This is a genomic window from Halobacillus naozhouensis, assembly GCF_029714185.1.
Taxonomy (GTDB): Bacteria; Bacillota; Bacilli; order Bacillales; family Halobacillaceae; genus Halobacillus_A; species Halobacillus_A naozhouensis.
On the sequence record NZ_CP121671.1, the window covers coordinates 911,705 to 936,907 of the forward strand.

The following is a 25,203-nucleotide window of genomic DNA, read 5'->3' on the forward strand; positions in this document are numbered from 1 at the left end:
GTGATAAAATGTAGAAAGCTATCTAAAAGTTTCATACAACCAAAACTACTTCGCCTCGAACCTCCGCAATACAAAGTTTGCTGTTGAAAAATGAATGAGGAGGGACTTGTCATGAGTTTTAAAGTAGTCGCTTTTTATAACGAAAAAACTGAAATCAACTTTCTCCAAAGTTCTCTCTTGGATTATAGAACAGAATTACATTTTAATACGAATGAAGAGGCCGAAGCTTTCATTTGTTATATAAAGAACAATGAATTCTCTCATGAAAATTATCGCTTTAAAATCATGCCATATAAACATCACCTTCTTATTGATGAGGGGGGGAAACATAGGGAAAAAAATATGGAAGCTTCGTCACTTTTTTAAATGGATCCACGGTTGTTTGGATCGGGGTCAATAAGGAAAAAATAGGTATCCTCCATTCCTTTAAAGGTATAGACAAACTTCCCGTGGTCTGAATGGAAATAAACAATCAGATAATCACCAGTTTGGTCTACCATTTTTTTACCCTTGTGAAAATGAGGACATTCGGTGATCGATACCTCATGAACATTTATAAATTCCTTGAGTGCGAGCATCATTTGCTGTGTTAAGTTCAAGACCATCACCTTTTATTTAAGAAATTAAACAATAAAGCCATAATTTGTCTGATCCGTCCCAGTGTGCTAAAGTCTTTTCCAATTAAAATCCACAGAAATCTTCCACTTACTAAACCAGAGATATCAAGGTAACCTCGATACCCCCTTCTCCGTTTAAGGGTTTAAGCTATTACTTGTACTTCTAAACAATACCCTTTACTTTTCTCTATAAACCCAATAGATGGACCTTGTTCTCGACCCACGATAAGAAAATCCCTATCATAAACTTCCTGTTCTGAGAGACAATAAGGCAAAATGTTTACAGAAAAGGTGAGTTTATGGAGTTACAGGAAATGTATAATGCTGGAGAAATTGTCTATGTGATTATTAGAAATCCTCACGCGCAAGACGTAGCTAACGTCCAAGAAGCAGCTGTTGTTCAGAACCCCGAGAACCCTCAAGAGTTAGCGCTGTTTGTGTATGAAACTTTTTATCCGCTAACAGATGAAGTGGCCGTATATAAGTCAGAAGAGCAAGCAGAACAAGCCTATCGTGAGGCATTTGGGACAAATGGAGAGGGTCAATTTTATGGTTAAGCCCTTTGTCCCTCAGCTCGTTTATGTGGAGCCCCGCGCCTTGGAATACCAAAAAGGGAGGGAGCTCATCGATAAATTTGAAGAGATGGGACTGGAAATTAAGCAGACAACGTCCCATAATCAAATTAGAAATTTGCCGGGGGACAATGATTTTCAGAAATATCGAATCGCAAAATCGACCCTTGTGGTTGGAGTTCGTAAGACATTGAAATTTGATACTTCGAAGCCTTCCGCAGAATATGCGATTCCCTTTGCAACAGGTTGTATGGGCCATTGCCACTACTGTTATTTACAAACGACGATGGGGAGTAAACCCTATATTCGCACATATGTGAATACAGAGGAGATTTTTTCAGCTGCAGAAGAGTATATGAAAGAGCGGGCTCCTGAACCCACTCGCTTTGAAGCTTCCTGTACATCAGATATCGTCGGTGTGGATCATCTGACTCACACGTTGAAAGATGCCATCGAATATTTTGGTCAATCAGAGCATGGAAAGCTCCGGTTCGTAACCAAGTTCGCTCATGTCGATCATTTACTCGATGCTAAGCATAATGGCCGTACTCGTTTTCGTTTCAGTATTAATGATGATTATGTGATTAAATATTTTGAACCGGGAACCTCGAAGCTGGATGACAGAATAGAAGCGGCTGTTAAGGTTGCAAAGGCAGGCTATCCTTTAGGATTCATTGTTGCCCCTATTTATTTGCATGATGGCTGGAAAGAAGGATACAAGAAGATGTTCGAGAAGCTGCAAGGCGTTCTCCCTGAACAGGCCGTTCAGGATTTAACCTTTGAGTTGATCCAGCATCGGTTTACGCAGCCTGCTAAACGAGTTATTCAGAAAAATTACCCCATGAGTAAGCTTGAGCTTGAGGAATCGAAAAGAAAATGGAAATGGGGCCGCTATGGGATTGGCAAGTATGTTTATCAGGATGAGGAGCAGGAAGATATGAAACACACGCTCGGAGGATATATTGAGCACTATTTTCCAAACGCAAAATTAGAGTATTTTACTTGATCCGCCCTATAATTAATGCCTCACGTCTTTATGTTACGAAGCAAGACTTATGCTGCAGTTGGAAAGATGCAAAATGATTTATAAAAGACATGCTGTGTACATCACGCATGTCTTTTTTCTTTTTAACAGGACGCTCTTTCTGTAAAATGTATTAGAAGAACCAGCTAGATAACTTATCAATCTGGAGGGGATGAGTTGAGATTTCGGTCGAAAATAGATTCTATGTTTATAGCTATTACGTCGGTGGTACTTCTAATTATTGGAATTGTCTTTCTGGTTCCTTATATCTTTGATGAATCCACCCATACATTTACTTTTACTGCAGTATGGTTATCAATATTTTTCCTTACCATAGCGTTTATTTTGTGGGTCTCTTTTTCCATAAACTATACATTTCATGAAACTTATTTGCATGTGAAAGGCGGCCCCTTCTTTAGTAAAATTCCATATGATGAGATTACCAAAGTAGCCCCTACGGAAGATATCTATACAGGTTATCGATTATTGTCATCCAGTAAAGGGATTGAAATCCATTATAAATCCGGGATCCTTGGCAGTGTGAAAATATCACCTAGAGAAAAGCATAGGTTCCTCTCTGAGCTCAAGAAGCATTGCCCCCAGGCGGAGGTTTATGAGAAATAAAGCGGAAAGGGTTGTGATCAGGGAAGACTAATTAATTGTATCAGGCATATACCTTTGCTAAAATAAATGAATTCGTATGAGGAATAGGGTTTCTATAGAGTTTAGATAAGATAACCAGGAAAGGTGTTTGAGGATTTATGCTGCATAATCCAACAGGGAAAGAAAGGATAGGGTTGGCCTTTCTCCTCGGTATGCTTGGGATATTAGGACCTCTTAATATTGATATGTATTTACCAAGTTTCCCTGCAATCGCTGATGATTTTGGGGCTAGTGCTTCACTTGTTCAGCTCAGTTTAACGGCTTGTTTAGTCGGGCTTGCGGTCGGTCAGCTGGTCGTCGGTCCTATTAGTGATGCACAGGGTAGAAGGAAACCGCTAATGATTTTCATTTTCTTATTTGCGTTAGCATCCCTTTTCTGTGCGTTGGCACCGAATATCATCACGTTAGTGGCGGCTCGTTTCCTGCAAGGATTTACAGCTTCAGCAGGGGTGGTTCTTTCTCGTGCTGTCGTACGTGACGTGTTTAGCGGAAGAGAACTTACGAAGTTTTTCGCACTTTTAATGGTGATCAATGCAACGGCTCCGATGATAGCCCCCATGACCGGAGGGGCTATCTTACTTTTACCATTCGCCACCTGGAATACGATTTTCTACTTTTTATGTATTCTTGGATTGATTATTGTTTCAGTGATTGCCTTAAAATTACCTGAAACCTTACCACCTGAGAAACGGATCCCAAGCTCGATTGGTCATTCCTTTCGCACTATTGGCAGTTTATTAAAAGATCGTTCTTTTATTGGCTACGCCTTGACGATTGGCTTCGTTCACGGCGGCAGCTTTGCTTATGTATCAGGAACGCCTTTTGTGTACCAGGGAATTTATGATGTGTCGCCTCAAGTGTTTAGTATTCTATTTGGTATTAATGGTCTGGCGATCATAAGCGGCAGTTTTATCATCGGTCGCTTGGGAGGAATCATTCATGAGCGGAGTTTGCTCAGAACGGCCGTCCTTATAGCTGTGAGTGCCACCTTCTTTTTGCTGATCATGACGATTATTGAAGGACCGTTAGCGACGCTTGTGATCCCGATTTTTATTTACATGACCTCTATGGGCATGATTCTCACCAGTACCTTTACGCTTGCAATGGAGAAACAAGGACATCGAGCAGGAAGTGCCAGTGCTGTCTTAGGGATGCTTCCGTTACTATTTGGATCGATGGTTTCCCCGCTTGTCGGCATCAATGAAACGACAGCTGTACCGATGGGAGCGACTTTATTTGTTACAGCTTCCATAGGTTCTGTAGCCTTTTTTACGATGACAACGAAGAATCAACAATCAAAAGCATAAAGGTTCTTCTTGAGAAAAGTTATTTATTAGGCTTCGTATATAGAGGGTTTTCCAATAGAGAAGAAGTGAGAATACAGGTGCGCATAAAGTGTTCTCACTCTCTTGCCCCTAAAAAATTGCGCTATACGCTTTGATAATCATTATCTACAGTGGCCACACCAAGAGCGAGGTTATCCCAAAGTATTTCCTCGACCATTTGAATTTTTTCTTCGTCACAATAAATGATAAGGATGAGCTCAGACGTTTTCCCTCTTAGTTTCCTTTGTTTTTTACGCTTTTTTATGTTGAACCACAGACTGATTAAGACCCCTGTCACACACCCAATTATAGCTGCGATGATCCCCCAGACAATCGGCCCCCATGCCAGGCGAAATCCCACACTGGCTCCAATCACTGAAAAGGCAGTTGCAAGAGCCGCCCCAATATCAAATAAACTAACTCCGTCTGAATGATGAATCGTATCAAGCAGCCTCCGGTTTTCTGTTCTATTATTCAAAGGAATAGCTAGTATACTCTCTTTTGGGATTTTTTCCATCTCAAGTGCTGAAAGCGCTAATTCCAAATATGTCGAATGTTCAAAGGTAGACATCACATACATCTCAATCACCTGTCTCTTTTGTTAAGGGTGTGGGGTAAGTCAAATTTGGGTTTCTGATAACGCTGTTGCAAAAAGGTTCTCTGCTCATTATCAAACAGCTTGTTATTTTCTACAGTATTGACGTATGAATCATACATAGCAAAGAAATAAACGGAAGGAATAAACAGGAGCCACTCCATATTCAGAACCTCGTTTGCTTGAGTAAGGTTTCCTAATACAAGTAAATGAATTCCCTCAAGAAAATGCGATAAATAAACGATGGTGACGACCCAGATCATAATGAAGAAGGCTGTCACGATTCTATGAATATAAAGCTGACCTGCCCCAGGCATAAAAAACGACCACATCACGGCAATCCACGGTTTTCTTTTATCGAGGTAGTTAATTTCCAATGCTGTAATCTGAAAATTAATAAAACGAGCGTTTTCCCGATCTGCCAGAATAAATACTTTATTCGTATCAACCGTTGTTCGGTAGCTGTCCCATATGCCATAAATGTAGACAGGAATATAGAGCAGCACCCACCTTGGTTCAAGGATCATTTTGGCCATCTCAAATTCCCTGTTAAATGAGTAGATCATGGCGAGATTAATATTGGCATTGACATTTATAATTATTTCCCAGAGAACCAGTACGTAACCACGAAGGTATTTGCATAAGAGGAGGTGTCCAAATCCAGGGAAAGCTGCAGACCACCAGGCGATAACAAATGGGTTTCTCAAATGGATTTGAGTGGTTCCAAGTGGACTGATATATGCTTTGTACCGTCGAGCTCGATCAGCGTTTTGGTAAGTTTGCAAAAAGATCCTCCCCTCATCACTTACAGTTATTCCCTATTCTGCTCATCTAGTCTAGTATTATACTTTCTAAGGAAAGAGGAGATGTGGTCGCTTGCTCAGTTAAGGGGGAGGGAGAGGGTTTGGATATGCTCGAATTTAACCACACTAAAAAACCCGAATAAGGGTAATTCTTTATATAATATTCGGGCTATTAGTTCATAAAAGAAAGGCGGGGTGAATTTATAATAAATAGTTCCAGAACAGGAATACAGAACCTCCAATGAGTGTCAGCCACAATACCGCGGAGGGCAGCCCAATCTTGAGTAAATCCCGATCCGTAAAATACCCGTAGGAATAGCTGATTAAGTGCACAGGTGACTGAGTGATTAGGAAAAAACCTGGAATACCGGTTAAAAATACGGCCATCGCTACAACGAGTGGTGAGAATCCTGCCAGGTTTTCACCGATTTGAATGGAGAGCGGAATCATGATCGTTAGGAAACCCAGGATATTTACAAAGATAATCCGGATCAAGGCGGTACATAGAATCAACGTTAATACAACAAGAATAGCTGATTGTGAGGACATGGAATCAATGAGGAAGTCCGCGATCCATTTGATTGTACCAGTTTTTACGAGCATCCCTGAGACCATGAGAGTGCTGGCGAAAAAAAGCATCATGTCCCAATTGATGGAGGTTTTGGCTTGTTCCCATTTCCATACCCCTATACCGGGGAGAATAGTTAAGACCGCTCCTAATAACCCGATTAGAGGGATAGAAAAACCGTGTAAGTTTTGTGTCGCCCATAAGACGAGCGTTAGACTCATTATGGCTATTACTTTTTTCTCGGCAATACTTATGTGTCCTAACTCTGCTAAGCGGTTGTCGAGCAGCTGCAGCAAGTGCTGCTTATCGATGTTTTCTGGTGGAAAGTAATATAAAAACAGACCCCATAATAAGACGACATATACTAGAATCGGTGGAGCGAAATACAACATCCATGTCATGTAATTCAGATCAGTAGAGAGGTCTGAGAAGAGTCCGAACGTATAGATTGTAGAGCTTGCACCTGTGGCAACAAAAGCCCCAGAGATGGCAGCTAAATAGCTGATGCCTATAAATAAAGCTGCACCTAAATTTTTCACCTCGCTAAATTCTTTTAAACTTTTTAATAGGCGATCAAGAACAGAGGTGACGAGATTCGCTTTGCCGACATTTGATGGAATCAGAATCGCCAGCACAAGCATTAGAATAAAGGATATAAACACCAGGGCACGGCCGGAGCCTCGGGATATTTTCAGCAATTGAAAGGAGACGCGGCTTGCCAGACCTGTTTCGATAAAAGCATGCGAAATGATGAATGTGGCAAATAGCAGCCAGACAATCTCAGAACTAAAGTAGGAAAGGGTTTCCGAATAGGTGAAAAAGTGAAAAGAAAGCAACAGAATAAATAATAGGGAGCTATAAGCTAATGGAAACACTCGGCCGATCCAAAGAATTTGAATAATTGTCAGCGCAGCAACAGCCTGTAATTTGATGTCCAGGTGGTAAAACGGCAGAAAAAATAGGAAGTATAACAAGATTGAAAGAATTAATAAACATGTTTTTTTATGCATAGAAGATGCTCCTATGGAAGAGAAAAACCACCATGAATCCGGTGGTTTCTCATTTGCTTATGAAGTGGTATTCGTTGTTTTATTTTGTACATAACGCGCTGCGGAAGCGCCGGCTGTTTTGCCAAAAACAGCTCCTGACATTAATCCGGACCCCCCGGGATAGTTCCCGTAGAAAATCCCGCCTACCATCTCCCCGGCAGCAAACAGGCCGGAAATGGGTTTGTTTTCTTCATTCAAAACTTCGCCCTCTGTATTAACGTGAATGCCGCCAAAAGAGAAAGTAATGCCACAGGTGACAGGGAAGGCGTAGAAAGGACCTTGCTCAATTGGCAGCGCCCAATTGGTTTTAGCTGGTATGATCCCGGTTGTTGATTTGCCATCTTTAACGGTGGGATTGTAGTAGCCATCTTCTACAGCGCTATTATAGTCAGCAATTGTTCTTAAAAACTGATCTTGGTTCACATCCAGTTTCTCAACTAATTCTTCAAGGGTGTCAGCTTGATAATAGGTCGCTTCATCTAAATTGTATTCTTTACGCAGCATTGGTCGAACTTGTTGATCATAGATTTGGTAGGCGATGTGGTCAGGCTGTTTTAGAATTTCCCGTCCATATTTTGCGTACGTATAATTTCTGAAATCGGCGCCTTCATCGACGAATCGTTCGCCTGCTTTATTCAGCATGATACTTAATGGATAGGAGTGCTTTTTGAAAATATCACCAGGTTTCGTAAAATCGCCAACCTTTGGAGCGTTATAGTCAGTGCCGATGGAGTGGCAGCCAGACCATTCGCCATATTTCTGAGCGCCTATATTAAGGGCCATCGTCAATCCGTCACCTGTATTGTACTCCGTACCGCGCACAATCGCTGCTTCCCATTCTTCGCCAATATGCTCAGAACGCATTTGTTTATTAGCTTCAAAGCTGCCGCACGCAATGATAACGCTTGTCGCAGGGACTTCAATCGTTCCATCGTTCTGTTCAACTACAACAGAAGAGATTTGATTGTTCTGCATGTTAAGTTGAACGGCACGTGATTTGTACCAAATATCAATTCCAAGCTCTGAGGCCCGTGCGAACAAAGTCTTCATCAGCCCCATGCCAATATTCTTCGTTTTGACAGGGAGTCCGCCCCAGAAGTGGTATTGTCCTTCTTTTTCAAAAGACTGATTGGCGTAATTGAGTTCAAACTCAACGCCATTCTCACTCATCCAGGAGATCGTTTGATAGGAATGATTAACTAAGTGATTGGCTAGAGCCGGAGTACTTTTCTCGCCGGTGACGCGCATGATGTCATCATAATAATCTTGCGTACTATACTCTGGCATCACTATCTTGTCAGCTTCTTCGTCTGTCAAATCAGGCATTAGTCTTCTAATATCACTAAGATCGTTGTAAGCAAAACGGATGGCCCCGTCTGTAAAATACGAGTTGCCGCCCCGTTTGTGTTCAGGCCCTCGTTCGAGAATAAGGACGCTAGCTCCTGTTTCTCGGGCTGAAATTGCTGCACATAAGGCAGCATTTCCAGCTCCGACAACAATTAAATCGTAATTGGAAACATTTTGCATTGTAGTTCCTCCTTAAGATGTTTTATGAATCTCGTCGTCTAGAACGTTATTCTTACTTCTTTTTTTAACCAGCTTGATGATAAGCGGGTAAAGCAGGGACAATAAGGTTAGGACGATTAAACCAATACTTACTCCAGATGAGAAGAAAATGCCAAGGCTGCCGTTTGAAGATAAAACAGCCATACGGAAATTCTGCTCCATATCGGCTCCGACGATTAAGGCAAGAACAAGTGGTGCAATCGGGAAGTCCAGCACTTTCATCATTAAGCCGAACAGCCCGAACACAAGTAGTAAGAAAAAGTCGATCGTTGAATAGCTTAAGGTGTACGTCCCGATAAAAGCTAATAGGACGATCACCGGGTAAAGCACTTTAGCCGGGGTATCAAGAATTTTGACAAGTAATCCCACGAGAAGGATATTAATAATGACTAAAGCGATATTACCGATAAACATACTGTTGATTAAGGCCCAGGCTGTCTCAGGCTGCTGTTCAAATAAAAGCGGTCCTGGTCTTAAGCCCAGCATAATCAAAGCGCCGAGCATGACGGCCGTGGTACCCGATCCCGGAATTCCCATAGTGAGGAGTGGTATCATTGCGCCTACTGAGGCAGCGTTGTTGGCGGATTCTGGTGCGGCCAGCCCTTCAACGGCACCATCTCCAAATTCCTCGGACTTTTTCGAGAGTTGTTTTTCAGTGGTGTATCCAATCATCGAGGCAATCGAACCACCGGCCCCTGGAAGAACACCGATCACGAATCCTAATGGTCCGCTCCGCAAAATCGGCCATTTCGAACGTTTCCATTGTTCTTTGGAAAACCAAACCTTGCCGACTTTTTTCTTTTCCTTTTTTTGTTGATCAATATTTAGAAAGTTATAGAGTACTTCACCTATGGCATAGACACCGATGATAACAATAAGAAAATCTATTCCTTCACTTAAATGGGGAAAACCCATGGTAAAGCGATAAACACCGGTTTGGGTATCGATTCCAACTGTACTTAAGGTAAGTCCAATCATCATCGCAAGGAACCCCTTGACCATTTTTCCAATAGACAGAGCGACAATCGCTGAGAGGGTCAGGAGCATTAATAAGAAATACTCTGCCGGTCCGAACTCTAAGGCAAAATTGGCTAACGGTTTAGCGAGAAAAATAAACCCGACAACAGCTATCATTCCGCCGATAAAGGAAGCAACAGCAGATATCGCCAGGGCTTGACCAGCTTGACCCTTTCTCGCCATGGGATAGCCATCAAATGTTGCGGCAATCGCTGAACCATCACCAGGCGTATTAAGGAGAATGGAGCTTCGTGAGCCGCCATACATCGCTCCATAATAGATAGCTGCCATTAGGATAATTGCACTGACTGGGTTCATACCAAACGTAACGGGGATTAATACGGCGACAGCAGTCGCTGGGCCTAGACCGGGAAGCATTCCAACAACGGTTCCTAAGAAACCCCCGATGATGATCCACATGATATTGATGGGTTCTAAGGCCATCGAAAGTCCTTCCATAAAACTGCTCATATCCATTTGACCACCTCCTAAGGTAAACTGACTCCGAGTAGGACGCTGAATGCATACCACGAAGCAAATGAAAAAATAATGGTAACCATGATATTTACCAGCCATTTTTTGAGACCATTAATATAAAAAAGAAGGGCACCTAAGTAAATAATGGTTGAAAATAGGAAGCCGATGCGGTCGAAGAGCAAGGCATAAATCGCACCGAACAGAAGAGTAAATCCAATCAATTTTGGTGTTCTTCCGGAAAGGATCTGTTTGATGTACTCATTTTCTTTATGAAGGTTCTTTAGTTCCTGAAAAAAGTAAATCACACTAAAGATCAGCATGATAACGCTTAATCCTGCTGGGAAATATATCGGTGCATTTGGGTTACCCAAGTTCGCCTTTGGCAAATTTAGTGACGCGATCAGGAAAACGATGCTGAATAGAATGAAGAAGACAGGGACGCCCACTTTTATAGTTTTCACCAGGTATTCACCTCTTTTTGTTAGAAATAAATGCCCGTTGCCTTATACTCCGACAACAGGCATTATCCATTGATCAGTCAACTAATCCAGAGTCTTCGATGAGTTGTTTGTATAAGTCGTGCTGCTCTTGTAAAAAGGCTTTGGTTTCTTCACTGTTCTTGTAGAAACCTTCCCAATCATTGTTCTTTAAGACTTTCTTCCATTCATCTGTTTTAACCATTTTGCTTAATTTCTTATCCCAGAAAGCGATCTGTTCTTCTGTCATGTCTGGTGGTCCCATTAAGCCTCTCCAGTGAGGGAAGACCAGGTCGACTCCTTGTTCTTTCCAAGTCGGCACATCTTCAATTCCTTTAATAGGTTTCTCAGAGGAAACGGCTAAAATCTCAAGTTTGTTAGCGATGTGCTGATCTTTCACTTCAGATAGGGAAGTAGTGACTGCGTCAACATGACCACCAAGCAAGGCTGTTACGACATCTCCACCACCTTCATAAACAAGAAAGTTCAACTTTGATGGGTCTATGCCATATTCACTGGCTGCTTGAACGATTGATAGGTGATCATCATTTCCAAGCCCTGGTCCTACGCCAATTTTGATGGAACTAGGATCTTCTTTTAGCGCTTTCATAAAATCTTTGGCTGACTTAAATTTCGAGTCTTTAGGAACAGCAAGGGATTGCCATTCTGTTGCTAGGGTAGCGATTGGAGTAAAATCTTTGTAAGTAAGTTCACTCTGACCCAACAGATTATTTGTTAACACCAGGCTTGAGTTAACAGCTAGGGAGTGAGCATCCTGGTTCTTTAAGTATTTCCAGCCTACTTCTCCACCGCCGCCAGGTTTATTAATGACGTTAATGTTTTCTTCTACTAATCCTTGTCCAGATAAAACCTTTTCAAGGGAACGAGCAGTTAAGTCCCATCCGCCGCCAGGTGAAGCGGGTGCCACGATCTCAAGATTTTTTGTAGGGTATTCCTGACTGCTTGAAGCATTACCTGAACAGGCTGCCATTAAGAGAAGAAGTAATAAAAGAGGAATCATTCCAAACTTTCGCATACAAACACTCCTTTTAGATTTTTTAGTCTTCCTTCACCTTACTTTGTTCATGAACGGTGCGAATGACTAATTAAATTTATCTTACCGTCACAAGCAATTTAGTGTAAACGTTTTCAAAATAATGTGTTTTATATAATTAAAAAACATTTTGTGCATTAAGTTCACAAAATGTTTTTACTATTTGTAAAACTATATAATAATTCTATTCATTACTATAGTAGCGACGTTCAGGACGACCAACGATTCCATAAACTTGTTCCACCGACGCTTCGTTAATCCCTACTAAATATTCAAGATATCTTCGAGCAGTTGTTCTCGATGCACCGATTTTTTCTCCAGCTTTTTCTGAAGTGATCCCCTCATTTTCCTGTGTCAGAATGGTTTTTATTTTCTCCAGTGTTCTAAAGTCAATCCCAGTTGGGAGGGAGGGTCTTTCCTGTTTCTTCGGCGGTGAACCTGAACCGAATACTTGCTCGAGAATATCTTTATTGACCTCATCCGTTGATTGGAGCATCTTCTTTTTCTTTTGATATCGAGCCAGGGATTCTTGGAATTGTTCGATCGTAACCGGCTTGATTAAGTAATCTTGAACTCCGTAATTGATCGATTTTTCTAAAAATTCCTTGTCTGTTGCAGCTGTGATCATAATAATATCAACTCTAGGATGCTGCTCTCTGATTTGGTGCAACAGTTCGGTCCCAAGCTCATCAGGCATATAGACATCCAATAGGAGCAGGTCAATCGAATGGTCTTCTAATAATTGCAATGTTTCTTTTGCAGTGCTGGCTTTGCCTGTTAACTGCATATTTTTCTCTTTAGCTAAAAACTCCTCATGAATTTGCGCCACTCGAAAGTCATCTTCTGCAATAACTACATGAAACATCAAACCATCCTCTCCAAGGTATTTTTCTAGTTCTATTTATCTCCATTCTTTAGGAAGAATTATGGTAAAAATGGTTCCCTCTAGTTCACGACTGTTTATTTCGATCGATCCTCCTAACATATCCACTTCTTCTTTCACATTGGCAAGACCATATCCACGATTATGGCCTTTAGAGGAAAAGCCCTTTTGAAAGATACGCTGCTCCATTCCATTTTTTAATCCACTGCCTTGATCGGCAATCTCAAACACAATATCGTTTCCTAAGTCGGTTACAAAGAAAGAAGCATGCTTATCTTTTTGATCAGAGACGGCTTCAAAGGCATTGTTAATGAGGTTGCCCAGAATCACAATTAGTGGAGATAACTGAATGTGCACTGGCAATGGATCTAAAGAACTGCCTTCTTCAATAATGAAGGTAATTTTTTTCTCCGAAGCTTTAGCAAATTTCCCTAGCAAGATTGCCTGTACTTTCTCGTCACGAATCTTTTTGAAAAACATTTCGGTGACCTGTTCTTGCGTATGAGTCTCTTCCTGAATCAACTGAATCGCTTCATTATATTTTCCGAGTTGAATCATTCCTAAGATCACATAGAGTTTGCTGGTGAACTCGTGGGCCTGGGCCCTCAGGTCTTCAGAATACTGCCTGACTTCAGAGATCGCGTCAATCATTTTTCTAATTTCAGTTTTATCTCTGAAACTGACTACTGTTCCTGTTCTTTTATTTTCTGCAAAAATAGGTCTGCTGTTGACGATGACTGTTTTTTCTTTATATTGAAGTTCTTTATTGACGATCCCTTTCTCAGAATGAACCAGATCAAGCAATTGAGGTGAAGTGATCACATTATGGATATTGTGACCCTCCATCTGGTCCGGAAGCTCCAGAAGTTCACGTGCAGACAAGTTAATCATTGTAATTGTCCCATTATGATCAAAGGCAATCATTCCTTCTTTCACGGATTGCAATACTGCATTCCTCTCTCGATAAAGGGCAGCTATTTCAAAGGGTTCAAGCCCAAGAGTATCTTTGCGAATACTTCGAGCCAGGAAAATGCTGCCGGCAATTCCAAGGAGAAAAACGGTGCCTGAAGCCATAATGATCTTTTTAATGTCAGAGGTAATTTCATTATGTATCGATTGCATTTTAAATTCTACGGCCACTGCACCTTCTACTTTTTTATAATCCCCGTAGTCGATGACTATAGGGGAAATCCCTTTGAGCAGTTGATCCTCGCCATTCGTAGTCTGCAAGACATAATTACTTCCATACACTAATGCCCGGTAGTGATCTTTAATGGGGACAGATTCCGGTTTATCTGGCCCGGCATACCCGTAGATGTCACCGTCCCGATTCACAATCTTAATAGCTGATGCTTCTACTTCTTCTTTAATTTGGTCAGCCAGGTGATCCATTTTATCTGTTGGCCTGTCAGACAGGAAGGACTGCTGGATAACCGGCATATAAGAGAGCGTTATCGCCGTTTGGATGGCTAGGTTCTCTGCATTCTCGACATCTTCATTTGATTCCATATAGGCTACCATAAAGGTAACCAGGCTCAAGACTAGCAGCAGGAGAAAAATAACCAATCCTAGTATTTTAACTTGAAGGGAAACTCTTAGAAGTTTTTCCATAAAGACCTCCGATTTAAGGGACTGAAGTTGATCTTTTCTAGTATTCTAGCATATTCAAGGTTTGATAGTGAGTCGGTGTGAGCTGAAGCATCGATCAGACTACGTTTGAGAAATCGCAAACAAGGATACAGTTACATAAATGCTTGGAAAAGGAAGTGAGATAGATGAAAGCTGTCACATTTCAAGGAAAAGAGCAAATGGTAACGAAGGAAGTGGAAACTCCTTCTATTCAAAAGAATGACGACATGATTGTTAGGATTACCGCTAGTGGAGTATGCGGGTCAGACCTTCATTTATATAAAGGCGGAATCAAACCTGAACAAGATTACGTAGTAGGCCATGAACCAATGGGGATTGTCGAAGAAGTGGGTCCCGACGTTAAAAGTCTTAAAAAAGGCGACCGGGTGGTCATCCCGTTTAATATTGGTTGCGGGGAATGTTTTTATTGCAAGAATCAAATGGAAAGTCAATGTGATGAATCTAACCCTCATGGCGAGATCGGCGGTTTATTTGGGTTTACAGAAATGTTCGGGAATTATCCGGGTGGTCAGGCCGAATATCTCCGGGTTCCTTATGCGGACTTTACTTCATTTAAAGTGCCGGAATCCAGTAATTTAGATGATGAGAGTGTTATGTTCTTGTCTGATGTGATCCCGACAGCGTACTGGAGTGTGGAACACAGTGGCGTGAAGGAAGGGGACACGGTGGTTGTTCTCGGAAGCGGACCAATTGGATTGATGGCCCAAAAATTTTCCAAACTAAAAGGAGCGGAGCGTGTAATCGCTGTTGACCAGGTAAATCACCGCCTTGACCACGCCGGACGTACGAATAACGTGGAGACATACAATTTCAGAACGAATGAAGAAATTGGCTCTCTTTTACATGAAGAGACAAAAGGCGGTGCTGATGTTGTGATTGATTGTGTCGGAATGGATGGCACTGTTCCACCAAATGAGGAGTTCGGTTCAGAATTCGACAACCAGTTTGGTACGATCAGCCCGATTAAGACGGCTTCACAGTCTGTCCGCAAATTTGGGACTGTACAGCTTACGGGCGTATATGGAACGGAAGCCAACGGTTTTCCAATCGGAGACTTCTTCAGCCGCAACGTTTCATTGAAAATGGGACAGGCACCAGTGATTCATCTGATGCCGAAACTATATGATATGATTGAAAATAATGAGTTTGACCCGACCGATATTATTACACATCGAATGTCTCTGGAGGAAGCCCCTAAAGGTTACGATATTTTTGATAAAAAAGAAGATGGAAACATTAAAGTCATTTTGAAACCATAGGATAGAAGCAATCCGCGCCTGGAGTTAGAAGATCGAGGTGCGGTTTTTTTATGTCCGCTCATCATCGGAGAAGGTTAATAATGGGACTCATAAGAAGTGGGAAATGTCATATAATTTAAATAGAGTAAAATAATTTAGAACCTTCAGAAATCCATTGACACCCATTTCACATCATTGATACTATGTTTTTAAGCGAATCATTAAATCATTAACTGTCAAATCTAACAGACTCTACTTATGAAGTAGAGCAATCCTTAGATTAGAGCCAGTTATATAGGCGGGGAGTTCTATGTGTATTTCTCTGTCGATATAACTGGCTTTTTAATTTAATGCCAAAAGTGCTCGTTCCATGCCTGTTGCACGACCTTATTTGAAAGCGGTTTCTGTTTTGTTGGAAAAATCTAATCTATTAAGGGAGAGATGAAGATGAAAGATTTATTTGAGTTGGACAAAAAACATTTTATTCACCCGACCTCCTCTATTAAACAGCAGCAAGAACAAGGTGCCAAATCTATTATGAAAGAAGGAGACGGCATTTATTTAACAGATACAGAGGGAAAAACGTACATCGATGCGATGTCGTCGTTATGGAATGTCAATATTGGACATGGAAGAAAAGAGCTGGCTGAAGCGGCCAAGCAGCAAATGGAAACGTTAGCCTTCAGTTCGGCTTTTTCCACGTTCAGTAATGAACCTGCTATTTTGCTGGCGGAGAAGATTGCAGAACTCTCGCCAGATGGTTTAAACGCAGTGTTTTTTACATCTGGGGGTTCAGAGTCCAATGATTCGGCCTTCAAATTAATTCGCCACTACTGGAAGATAAAAGGTGAACCTGAGCGTAACAAAATTATTGCTCTTAAAAAGGGGTACCACGGTGTAGCTACTGCCTCTACTAGTGCGACTGGAATTCCACAGTTCTGGGAAATGGCTGATCTTACGGTTCCAGGTTTTGTCCATGCAGAATCACCATATGAACGAGGTACGAAGCCATCGATTGATTCGATTCGCGAAGTTATTGAACGAGAAGGCCGCGAACAGATTGCTGCATTTATAGCTGAACCGATACAGGGCGCTGGCGGTGTATTAGTTCCTCCTGAAGACTATTTCAAAGAGGTCCGTCAGCTATGTGATGATTATGGGATTTTGTTTGTGGCCGATGAGGTGATTACAGGATTTGGGCGGACCGGAAAGATGTTTGGACTGGAGCATTCTGGAGTCGTTCCTGACATGATGACGTTCGCTAAAGGAGTGACAAGCGGCTACATTCCACTCGGTGGTGTTGTAGTATCAGATGCGATTCATAACGTATTGAAGGAAAAATCTTCGGGTACGCTCTTCCATGGCTTTACGTACAGCGGCCATCCAACAGCTGCGGCGGTAGCCTTGAAGAATATCGACATCATTGAACGAGAGGGCCTTGTTGCCAACTCACAAGCGATGGGAGATGAATTATTAAAGGGGTTCAGGCAAATTAAGACCGAGTTAAACATCGTGGGTGATGTGCGTATGACCGGCTTACTTGGGGCGATGGAACTCGTGGAGGATCCTGAGACGAACAAACGCTTTTCGCCCGAGTTGCAAGTAGCACCGAAAGTGATTGAAGCACTGCATGAACGAGGGGTCGTCTGTCGGGCGGTTACTTACGACAGCACAGATATTATTTGCTTCGCGCCGCCATTAATCATTAATAAGGCGCAAGTTCACATGATCGTGGCAAAATTGCATGATGCGGTACTATCCGTACAGAAGCAGCTTGGTGATCGAGTGTCGTCATAAGTCGTCGCTCACTATAAAATTCCAAACTGGGGGTCATCACCATGCATGATCAAAAATTGGTAAAGGTGCTTGGGAATAAAGATGTTCTTGCTCTTGCTTTTGGTGCAATGATTGGATGGGGCTGGGTCGTCACTGCAGGTCTGTGGATTACCGAGGCAGGTTCGCTTGGAGCGATTCTTGCTTTCGCTTTAGGAGGTATCCTGGTTACGTTTGTTGGTTTGACGTACGCCGAACTGGCATCTGCTCTTCCTTTAACCGGGGGAGAGCATGTCTACAGTTTTAAAGCGATGGGCAGGGTGGCTTCGTTTGTGACAACGTGGTCGATAATCCTTGGTTACGTATCCGTAGTCGCTTTTGAGGCAGTGGCCCTGCCAACCGTCTTTGAGTATTTGATTCCAGGCTATAGCCAGGGGTACCTTTATACCGTTTCCGGATGGGACGTGACGGCAACGTGGGCGGGAGTAGGTATTATTGGATCGGTTTTAATTACATGGATTAATTATCGAGGCATTAAATTAACGACTTCGATTACGTTCATCTTAACACTGTTAATTATCATAGCAGGAATCTTATTAATCACAGGTGGAACAGCGGCAGGTAACGTACAAAATATGCAGCCGCTGTTTGATAAAGGGACTGCCGGTTTATTGACCGTTATTATTATGACGCCTTTTATGTTCGTAGGGTTCGATGTGATTCCACAGGCTGCCGAGGAAATCAACCTTCCACGAAAAAAAATTGGGCAGCTATTAATTTTCTCTGTCCTGCTTGCCGTAGCCTGGTATATTCTCATTATTTTAGGGGTGTCCCGTATCATGCCTCCGTCAGCCATTCAGGAATCAGGATTAGTGACGGCCGATGCGATGGCGGCAGCATTTGGAGGCAGCGCGCTCATGGGGAACATTCTTGTGCTTGGGGGAATTGGCGGAATCTTAACGAGCTGGATCGGTTTCTATGTTGGAGGCAGCCGCGCTATTTATGCGCTTGCGAAAGCTGGGATGCTGCCTAAATCACTTGGTGAACTTCATCCAACGTACAATACACCTTATAAAGCGATTCTGGCGATAGGCGTTCTATCCACGATCGCACCATTTTTCGGTCGGCCAGCTCTTGTATGGTTAGTCGATGCAGGCGGGTTAGGCCTGGTCGTGGCCTGGCTGATGGTAGCGATCTCCTTCATCATCCTTCGGAAAAAGAATCCTGCCATGAATCGTCCATTCCGTCTGCGGGGAGGAACGACGATTGGGTGGATAGCTGTGCTTATGTCGCTAGGCGTATGCGTTCTTTACATGCCAGGTATGCCTTCTGCCCTCATTTGGCCTTATGAATGGATTATCGTCCTATCCTGGATGGTGCTCGGAGCGATTCTCTATAACATTTCTATCGCGAAATATGGTGCAGGGAATTCAGACACTCATATGAATGAGGAGATAGAAAGAGTCATGAACGAAGCCGATTCATCATCTGACATTCTCTCACAAGTTAATGAAAAGTAGCTGGACATTTTTATCAGAATGGAAATCTGTCACACATAAATTATTAGATAATCATTTTTTCTAGAAAAATTACTTGGTGCAGCTAACATTGTACCTTCAAATAGGAGTGTCTCGTAATGAAGCAACCGTTGGAAGGAATCAAAGTTCTCGACCTGTCGCGTGTATTGGCCGGCCCGTTGGGATCCATGCAGCTAGCAGACCTCGGCGCCGAAGTGATCCGTGTCGAAGCCCCTGGCGGCAAGGATGACATTCGCCATTGGTGGCCATTCGTTGAAGAAGAAAGCACATACTATCTTTCAGCTAATCGCAATAAAAAGTCGATGACGATTAATCTTAAGCAGGAAGAAGGGAAAGCCCTTTTTAAAAAAATGGCGGCCCAGGCGGATGTTGTGATTGAAAATTTTAAAACAGGCACATTAGACCGGCTTGGATTAGGGTATGACACACTGAAGCAGCAGAAGGAAGATGTTATTCTCTGTTCGGTGACCGGTTATGGACAGACTGGTCCTTATAAACATCTTCCAGGATATGACCCTGTTATTCAGGCAGTGGGAGGGCTGATGGATATTACCGGAGACCCTGAGGCTGAAGCGACACGGGTAGGAACACCCGTCGTTGATATTATGACCTCTCATTATGTGGCTATTAGTGTCCTGGCCGCCCTGAGGAAACGTGATCTGACAGGGGAGGGAGAACATATTGATTTGTCGCTTCTTGATATTCAAGTCGCTTCCCTTGGTAACATTTCAAGCAGTTATTTATTAAAAGGGCATGTTTCCAAACGAATGGGCAATGCCCACGGCAACATCACACCATACGAGACATTTCACTGTGCTGATAAGCCGATTATGGTCGCAGCTGGAAATGACCGGATGTTTTATCAGCTGGCAGAGGTGATGGGCCATCCGGAATGGAAAGAGGACGCGCGGTTTAAAACGAATGCCAATCGGATTGAACATAGGCAGGAATTAAGAGAGCAGTTGGAGAAAGAGTTTTTGAAAAAAGGTGCCGATGAATGGGAACAGCAGTTATCTTCCCGTAATATCCCGTGTGGACCTGTGAACAATGTGCAGCAGGTTTTTGACCATCCGCAAGTTAAAGCACGAGATATGGTCCAGGTCAGCGACCATCCTAAGGTCGGAAAGATGCGGACCGTTCGAAACCCAATTAAATTTAAGCATACGAATATAGAAGCGAAATCCCATCCTCCGATGTTAGGAGAGCACACCATTGATTTACTGAAAGAATTTGGCTTATCGGAAGAGGAGGTTGTTGAACTTAGAAACAAAGGGGCTATATAAACTTTTCATCATGGTCTTGATTCCATTAATGAAGGGTGCCAAATTTCCGGCACCAAAAGTGATGAAAATTGAGCACATTTTTCTTAGGTAACAGGAGGTATGGAGATGGCAAATGCGAAAGAAATGCTCCAGGCGATTTTAAGTACCATTGATGAAGGGATTCATGCAGTGGACGCAAGTGGAGTAACGATTTTCTATAACCATATCGCATCAAAGCTCGATGGCCTAGAAAGAAAAGAAGTGTTAGGAAAGCACTTATTAAGTAATTTTCCTTCCTTGTCTACCGAGACAAGTACATTAATGAAGGTCTGCCAGACAGGGGAACCGATTTTTAATCAACATCAATCGTACCGTAACATTCGCGGCGTGCTCGTGGATACCGTCAACACGTCCCTGCCTATTAAGGTGAATGGCAAGCTGGTCGGAGCGGTCGAAATCGCCAAAGACTTAACAAGAATTAAGCAATTATCGGAAAAGCTGATCGATTTACAGGCGAGAATGGATTCAACAAGTGGTCCGGAGAAATCAACGAACAACAGAACGGGGGCCACTTTTCACATGACCGATATTATTACACAGGACCCCGACTTTCTTCAACTGAAATCCAAAGCAGAAAAGGTTGCTGCCACGACATCCCCAGTTTTAATTTATGGTGAAACAGGGACAGGGAAAGAACTGCTCGTGCAATCGATTCATAATGCTTCACCGCGTCACAAGCAGCCATTCATTGCGCAAAACTGTGCTGCCATCCCGTCTTCCCTGCTGGAAAGTATTTTATTTGGAACCATTAAAGGCAGCTACACTGGGGCAACGGATCGTCCAGGATTATTTGAACTAGCAGACGGAGGCACATTGTTCCTGGATGAACTGAGCAGCATGCCGCTCGATATTCAAGCCAAGCTGCTCAGGGTGCTGCAGAACGGCGTGATACGAAGGGTCGGGGGGACGAAGGAAAGGGCTATGAACCTCCGGATTATTGCTGCTCTGAATGAACCGCCTGAAGTTTGTGTCCGTGAAAAGAGACTGCGATCTGATCTATATTTTCGTCTTAACGTTGTGCCGCTCCACATTCCGAAGCTAAAAGACAGACGTTGTGATATTCAGCTGTTAGTGGATCACTTTGTGCAAAAATACAATTTTCAATTTGGCAAGCTGGTGACAAAGGTAGATGAAAGGGTAAAGGACATGTTTCATCACTATGAATGGCCGGGCAATGTTCGTGAATTAGAACACGCGATTGAATCAGCTATGAATATGGTGGAGGGGGATCGGATCTTAACAGAACACTTGCCGCCACATATTACCGAAAGCTGTGCTGCGATGAAACGGACGTCCCAAACACCCCTGCAGCCTCTTAGAAAAGTATTATTGGAAACGGAAGAACGATTGATCACACAGGCGTTGGAGCAAACGAACGGCAACATTCAACAAGCCGCTAATTTGCTGCAGATCCCTCGCCAAACCTTACAATATAAATCCAATAAATTGAAGCTGTCGTAATCTGCCGCCGAAAATTCGGCGGTTTTTTTATGTTATTTAACAAAAAGCACCCCTTGAATGAAACGTGAATAGTTTACAGTAAGCTAATTTTTATTGTGGTATCAGGCTTTCTAAAAATAGATCAGCGTTTTGGCACGTAACTTGCTTTAGTAAAACAGTGAATGAGGAATACATTGCATACGTTCGACTTCTATTAAAGCGAACGTATGGGGTGGAAGAAGGAGAGGGTGTAATGGTTTTTAAAGCGACAACACATCACGAGGAACCACACTCAATTATGGACCATACAGCAGCCCCGCTTTATGAAGCGCTTTGCTCGTATGGAAGAAGTCAACGTACCTCTTTACACGTTCCAGGACATAAAGATGGACGTGTATTTGATGAAGAAGCACTAGGACGTTTTTCAAGCATATTAAAGATTGATACTACAGAATCAGTAGGGATTGATGGTTTACATCACCCAACTAATTTCATCGCCGAAGCACAAGCGTTAGCTGCTGATGCCTTTGGAGCAGATCATACATTTTTTCTTGTTGGAGGAAGTACGGCCGGAAATATCGGGGCTGCTCTAACTCTATGCAGTCCTGGTGATAAAATCATTGTTCAGCGCAATATGCATAAATCCGTTTTCCATGGGCTGATGGTAGCCGGTGCTCAACCTATTTTTATTGCCCCATCCATTGAACCAACAACTAAGGTTGCTAAGGTTTCCGATCTGTCATTTATTGAAAAAGCATTGAAGGATAACCCCGATGTGAAGGGAGTATGGATTACCAATCCAAATTATTATGGAATGAGTCAGGATATCACTTCTTTAGCAAAAGCCTGTCACCAGGCAGGAGTGCCTCTCGTAGTAGATGAAGCTCATGGCCCTCACTTTGGGCAAGCAGCAGAGGTGCCGCCTTCAGCCCTTTCGCAGGGAGCAGATATTGTTGTCCAATCTACACATAAAATGTTAACAGCGATGACGATGGCATCTATGCTTCATGTGAAAGGAAACCTGGTGTCTCGTGAACGGCTGGGGCAAGTGCTCGGAATGATTCAGTCGACGAGCCCTTCCTACCCGCTGTTAGCCTCTCTGGATTTGGCAAGGCGTTATTTAGTCACGAAAGGTCGCACTCAAATCAAAGAGACAGTGAAACGACTAGAAGATCGAAGGATCGCTCTTGACTCTGAATTGCAAACGCTTTCTATTTGGGGTGGAAGTCAAGAGGTTGATAATAGAGATCCATTGAAGTGGATTATTTCAGGTAAGACTGGTGTCGTTTCAGGATTTCAATTGCTAGATATGTTTTATGAATTAGGCTGTACTGCGGAAATCTGTGATCCTCGTAACGTTGGCTTCTTATTTTCACTAGATGAAAGGGAGGAAGACATCGAGAAAGTTGTTAGGAAGATCAAGGAAATGGATGAAAAGCTGCAAACCATGTCTGCAGCTGAGCAGTCACCCCCTTCTGATATGGTTCTTTTTGAAAAGGAAGGAACCCTTTACAAACCAGCCTTATCGTTACATGAGGCTTTTCATAAGCCACGCAAACGTGCAACTTTGCAAGAAGCAATTGGAGCTATTTGCGGCGAAATGGTGCTGCCTTATCCCCCAGGCATTCCTTTGTTGACGCCTGGTGAACAAATTACAACTGATCATGTAAAAACGATCCGTCGGCTTAAAGAGATGGGCGCTTATTTCCAAAGCCCTTCTGATGATACGATGAAATCCTTATATATACTCTGCTAGCTTGCAGTCTGGACTATAGCCCCCGAACCCCTTTGGATGATTACTAATAAGGGTGATTAGAGGGGGCTGACAACTAGAAACGACAGATCAATAAAAAAGGAGGAGATTGATACGTGGAGATGGAATTTGTCAATTCAGTATTTTCATTAATCCCGCCACTATTAGCCATAATCATGGTCATTGTTACACGGAGAGTGCTTTTATCACTTGGGATAGGTATATTTTTAGGTGCCCTCATGCTTCAACAATTCGATTTTGCGGGGGCCGTTGCTAAGATATTCAATACGGTCCGTGATATTTTTGTGGCCATGAATGAATCTGCTTGGGAGTTTAACACATGGAACCTTTTCATCCTGTTATTCTTATTGATTCTTGGGATAATGACAGCTTTCATTTCCATGGCTGGTGGAACACGCGCTTTTGGTAACTGGGCGATCCATCGAGTAAAGTCTCGTAAAGGAGCTAAGTTATTAACTGTTTTTCTCGGCCTTATTGTATTTATTGATGATTATTTTAACTCTTTAGCTGTCGGACAAGTTAGCCGGCCTCTAACGGATCGTCACCGCATTTCTAGAGCGAAACTTGCTTATTTTCTAGACTCGACGGCAGCTCCAGTTTGTGTCATTTCTCCGATATCCAGTTGGGGAGCTTATATTATCGGGTTAATTGGAACCGTGCTTGCCACGCATCAAGTGGCAGAGTACAGTGCATTTACCGGGTTTCTCTATATGATTCCGATGAACTTGTACGCGGTTGTTGCCATTTTACTCGTCATTGCGACAGCCTGGTTTAACATTAACTTCGGTTTAATGAGAAGCCATGAGGATAGAGCCGTAGGCATGGATGAGGGATTAGGTAATGAAGAAAACCAGGACGTATTAACAAATCTCCCCGAAAGCCATCAAGGCAAGGTTGGTGACCTGATTTGGCCGATCATCGCTCTTTTGGTTGGAACCGTTGGCGCGATGGTCTACACGGGATACCAGGCAGTAGCTGCGACAGGCATCAATGTGACAATCTTAGCTATTTTTGAAAATACAGCTGTTGCCAAATCACTCGTCTACGGAGGTTTAGCTGGCTTAATCGTCACGTTGCTTGTTTTTTTACCAAAAGGATTTTCGTTCAAGGATTGGATGCTCGGATTCAAAAGTGGGATCCAGTCTATGCTCCCGGCCATTTATATCTTAATTACCGCTTGGACGATTACCACGATAATCAGCCAATTGGAGACAGGAGCGTATCTGGCAGGATTGGTTCAAGAATGGAATATTCCGCTTGGATTATTACCAGCGCTGGTCTTTATCCTTGCAGCATTTATGGCCTTTTCAACGGGAACTTCATGGGGAACGTTTGGCTTGATGCTCCCGATTGCCGGGCAGATTGCGGCGAATACGGATGTTTCTTACATGCTGCCTATGCTCGCAGCAGTTCTTGCAGGCTCAGTGTTAGGTGATCATTGTTCACCTATTTCCGATACGACGATTTTATCATCTACTGGAGCAGGGTGTGATCATATGGACCACGTCAATACACAATTGCCTTATGCGATTATTGCCGGAGCTATCGCTACAATTGGTTACCTCGTGCTTGGCTTTACAGGCAGCATTATCCTCGGTTGTGCAGCATCCATCCTTTTGTTAGTTGTATTTGTCTGGTATATGAAGAAATCAGTAAAACCTATCGTCGAAGGAAAACTTGCCAAAAATGGGTGAATGTTATTTCATCAGTACTATAAAAAATAAATTCTAAAACGAGGACTTATCCTTCATTACTCTCCATTCATTTATGAAAAAGCAA

At 42.8% G+C, this 25,203-nt stretch carries 22 protein-coding genes; 12 read left to right on the forward strand and 10 right to left on the reverse strand.

Translation table 11 applies throughout. The features are described from left to right. Positions 1-111: 111 nt before the first annotated feature. Entirely contained in the window at positions 112-366 is a 255-nt protein-coding gene (locus P9989_RS04700) for a hypothetical protein (RefSeq protein WP_283077657.1), read from the forward strand. Here P9989_RS04700 and P9989_RS04705 read toward each other — a convergent pair. Beyond that, entirely contained in the window at positions 363-599 is a 237-nt protein-coding gene (locus tag P9989_RS04705; RefSeq protein ID WP_283077658.1) for a hypothetical protein, read from the reverse strand. The genes P9989_RS04700 and P9989_RS04705 overlap by 4 nt on opposite strands. 317 nt (positions 600-916) lie before the next feature. Between P9989_RS04705 and P9989_RS04710 the strand changes: the two genes are divergently transcribed. The 4 genes from P9989_RS04710 (at position 917) to P9989_RS04725 (ending at position 4,183) form a co-directional block, all read left to right on the forward strand. After that, positions 917-1,174: a transcriptional regulator SplA domain-containing protein gene (locus tag P9989_RS04710; RefSeq protein WP_283077659.1), complete on the forward strand. Its 258-nt coding sequence runs from the start codon at positions 917-919 to the stop codon at positions 1,172-1,174. Continuing rightward, positions 1,167-2,195 carry a spore photoproduct lyase gene (splB, locus tag P9989_RS04715; protein WP_283077660.1) on the forward strand — a complete coding sequence of 343 codons (1,029 nt, stop codon included), beginning with the start codon at positions 1,167-1,169 and terminating at the stop codon, positions 2,193-2,195. The genes P9989_RS04710 and splB overlap by 8 nt, the downstream gene beginning before the upstream one ends. Before the next feature lie 195 nt (positions 2,196-2,390). Continuing rightward, positions 2,391-2,837 carry a PH domain-containing protein gene (locus P9989_RS04720; RefSeq protein ID WP_283077661.1) on the forward strand — a complete coding sequence of 149 codons (447 nt, stop codon included), beginning with the start codon at positions 2,391-2,393 and terminating at the stop codon, positions 2,835-2,837. 137 nt (positions 2,838-2,974) lie between these two features. After that, positions 2,975-4,183 carry a Bcr/CflA family efflux MFS transporter gene (locus P9989_RS04725; protein WP_283077662.1) on the forward strand — a complete coding sequence of 403 codons (1,209 nt, stop codon included), beginning with the start codon at positions 2,975-2,977 and terminating at the stop codon, positions 4,181-4,183. 121 nt (positions 4,184-4,304) lie between these two features. Here the strand turns inward: P9989_RS04725 and P9989_RS04730 are convergent, their stop codons facing one another. The 9 genes from P9989_RS04730 to P9989_RS04770 all read right to left on the reverse strand — a co-directional run bounded on the left by P9989_RS04730 (position 4,305) and on the right by P9989_RS04770 (position 14,300). Next, positions 4,305-4,772 carry a hypothetical protein gene (locus P9989_RS04730; RefSeq protein ID WP_346274890.1) on the reverse strand — a complete coding sequence of 156 codons (468 nt, stop codon included), beginning with the start codon at positions 4,770-4,772 and terminating at the stop codon, positions 4,305-4,307. 14 nt (positions 4,773-4,786) lie between these two features. Then, a complete protein-coding gene (locus P9989_RS04735; RefSeq protein ID WP_283077664.1) occupies positions 4,787-5,581 on the reverse strand; it encodes a hypothetical protein in 795 nt (264 codons plus the stop codon). A 219-nt stretch (positions 5,582-5,800) separates the two neighbouring features. After that, positions 5,801-7,177 (reverse strand): SLC13 family permease, encoded by a 1,377-nt coding sequence (locus tag P9989_RS04740; protein WP_283077665.1) that lies wholly within the window; start codon positions 7,175-7,177, stop codon positions 5,801-5,803. A 57-nt stretch (positions 7,178-7,234) separates the two neighbouring features. After that, complete coding sequence (gene tcuA, locus P9989_RS04745; RefSeq protein WP_283077666.1) at positions 7,235-8,743, reverse strand: FAD-dependent tricarballylate dehydrogenase TcuA; 1,509 nt, start codon at positions 8,741-8,743, stop codon at positions 7,235-7,237. A 12-nt stretch (positions 8,744-8,755) separates the two neighbouring features. Continuing rightward, positions 8,756-10,270, reverse strand: a complete 1,515-nt coding sequence (locus P9989_RS04750) for a tripartite tricarboxylate transporter permease (RefSeq protein ID WP_283078835.1) — start codon at positions 10,268-10,270, stop codon at positions 8,756-8,758. A 17-nt stretch (positions 10,271-10,287) separates the two neighbouring features. After that, the gene (locus tag P9989_RS04755; protein ID WP_283077667.1) at positions 10,288-10,737 is read right to left on the reverse strand and encodes a tripartite tricarboxylate transporter TctB family protein; all 450 of its coding nucleotides are present in this window, start codon (positions 10,735-10,737) and stop codon (positions 10,288-10,290) included. A gap of 73 nt (positions 10,738-10,810) precedes the next feature. Continuing rightward, entirely contained in the window at positions 10,811-11,788 is a 978-nt protein-coding gene (locus P9989_RS04760; protein ID WP_283077668.1) for a tripartite tricarboxylate transporter substrate binding protein, read from the reverse strand. A 202-nt stretch (positions 11,789-11,990) separates the two neighbouring features. After that, positions 11,991-12,671, reverse strand: a complete 681-nt coding sequence (locus P9989_RS04765; RefSeq protein ID WP_283077669.1) for a response regulator — start codon at positions 12,669-12,671, stop codon at positions 11,991-11,993. A 36-nt stretch (positions 12,672-12,707) separates the two neighbouring features. Continuing rightward, positions 12,708-14,300 carry a sensor histidine kinase gene (locus P9989_RS04770; RefSeq protein WP_283077670.1) on the reverse strand — a complete coding sequence of 531 codons (1,593 nt, stop codon included), beginning with the start codon at positions 14,298-14,300 and terminating at the stop codon, positions 12,708-12,710. Between the two features lie 164 nt (positions 14,301-14,464). On the opposite strand from P9989_RS04770, the gene P9989_RS04775 reads away from it, so the two are divergent. From P9989_RS04775 to P9989_RS04805, 7 genes are all read left to right on the forward strand, one after another. Continuing rightward, positions 14,465-15,598, forward strand: coding sequence for a zinc-dependent alcohol dehydrogenase (locus P9989_RS04775; protein WP_283077671.1), 1,134 nt, complete (start codon positions 14,465-14,467; stop codon positions 15,596-15,598). Between the two features lie 426 nt (positions 15,599-16,024). Next, positions 16,025-17,374, forward strand: coding sequence for an aminotransferase family protein (locus tag P9989_RS04780; protein ID WP_283077672.1), 1,350 nt, complete (start codon positions 16,025-16,027; stop codon positions 17,372-17,374). Positions 17,375-17,415: 41 nt separating this feature from the next. After that, a complete protein-coding gene (locus P9989_RS04785) occupies positions 17,416-18,870 on the forward strand; it encodes an APC family permease (RefSeq protein WP_283077673.1) in 1,455 nt (484 codons plus the stop codon). A 116-nt stretch (positions 18,871-18,986) separates the two neighbouring features. Continuing rightward, positions 18,987-20,171, forward strand: coding sequence for a CaiB/BaiF CoA transferase family protein (locus P9989_RS04790; protein WP_283077674.1), 1,185 nt, complete (start codon positions 18,987-18,989; stop codon positions 20,169-20,171). Between the two features lie 99 nt (positions 20,172-20,270). Further along, a complete protein-coding gene (locus P9989_RS04795; protein ID WP_283077675.1) occupies positions 20,271-21,671 on the forward strand; it encodes a sigma-54 interaction domain-containing protein in 1,401 nt (466 codons plus the stop codon). 232 nt (positions 21,672-21,903) lie between these two features. Continuing rightward, positions 21,904-23,406 carry an aminotransferase class I/II-fold pyridoxal phosphate-dependent enzyme gene (locus tag P9989_RS04800; RefSeq protein ID WP_283077676.1) on the forward strand — a complete coding sequence of 501 codons (1,503 nt, stop codon included), beginning with the start codon at positions 21,904-21,906 and terminating at the stop codon, positions 23,404-23,406. A gap of 119 nt (positions 23,407-23,525) precedes the next feature. Then, positions 23,526-25,118, forward strand: a complete 1,593-nt coding sequence (locus tag P9989_RS04805) for a Na+/H+ antiporter NhaC family protein (RefSeq protein ID WP_283078836.1) — start codon at positions 23,526-23,528, stop codon at positions 25,116-25,118. Positions 25,119-25,203: the final 85 nt, after the last annotated feature.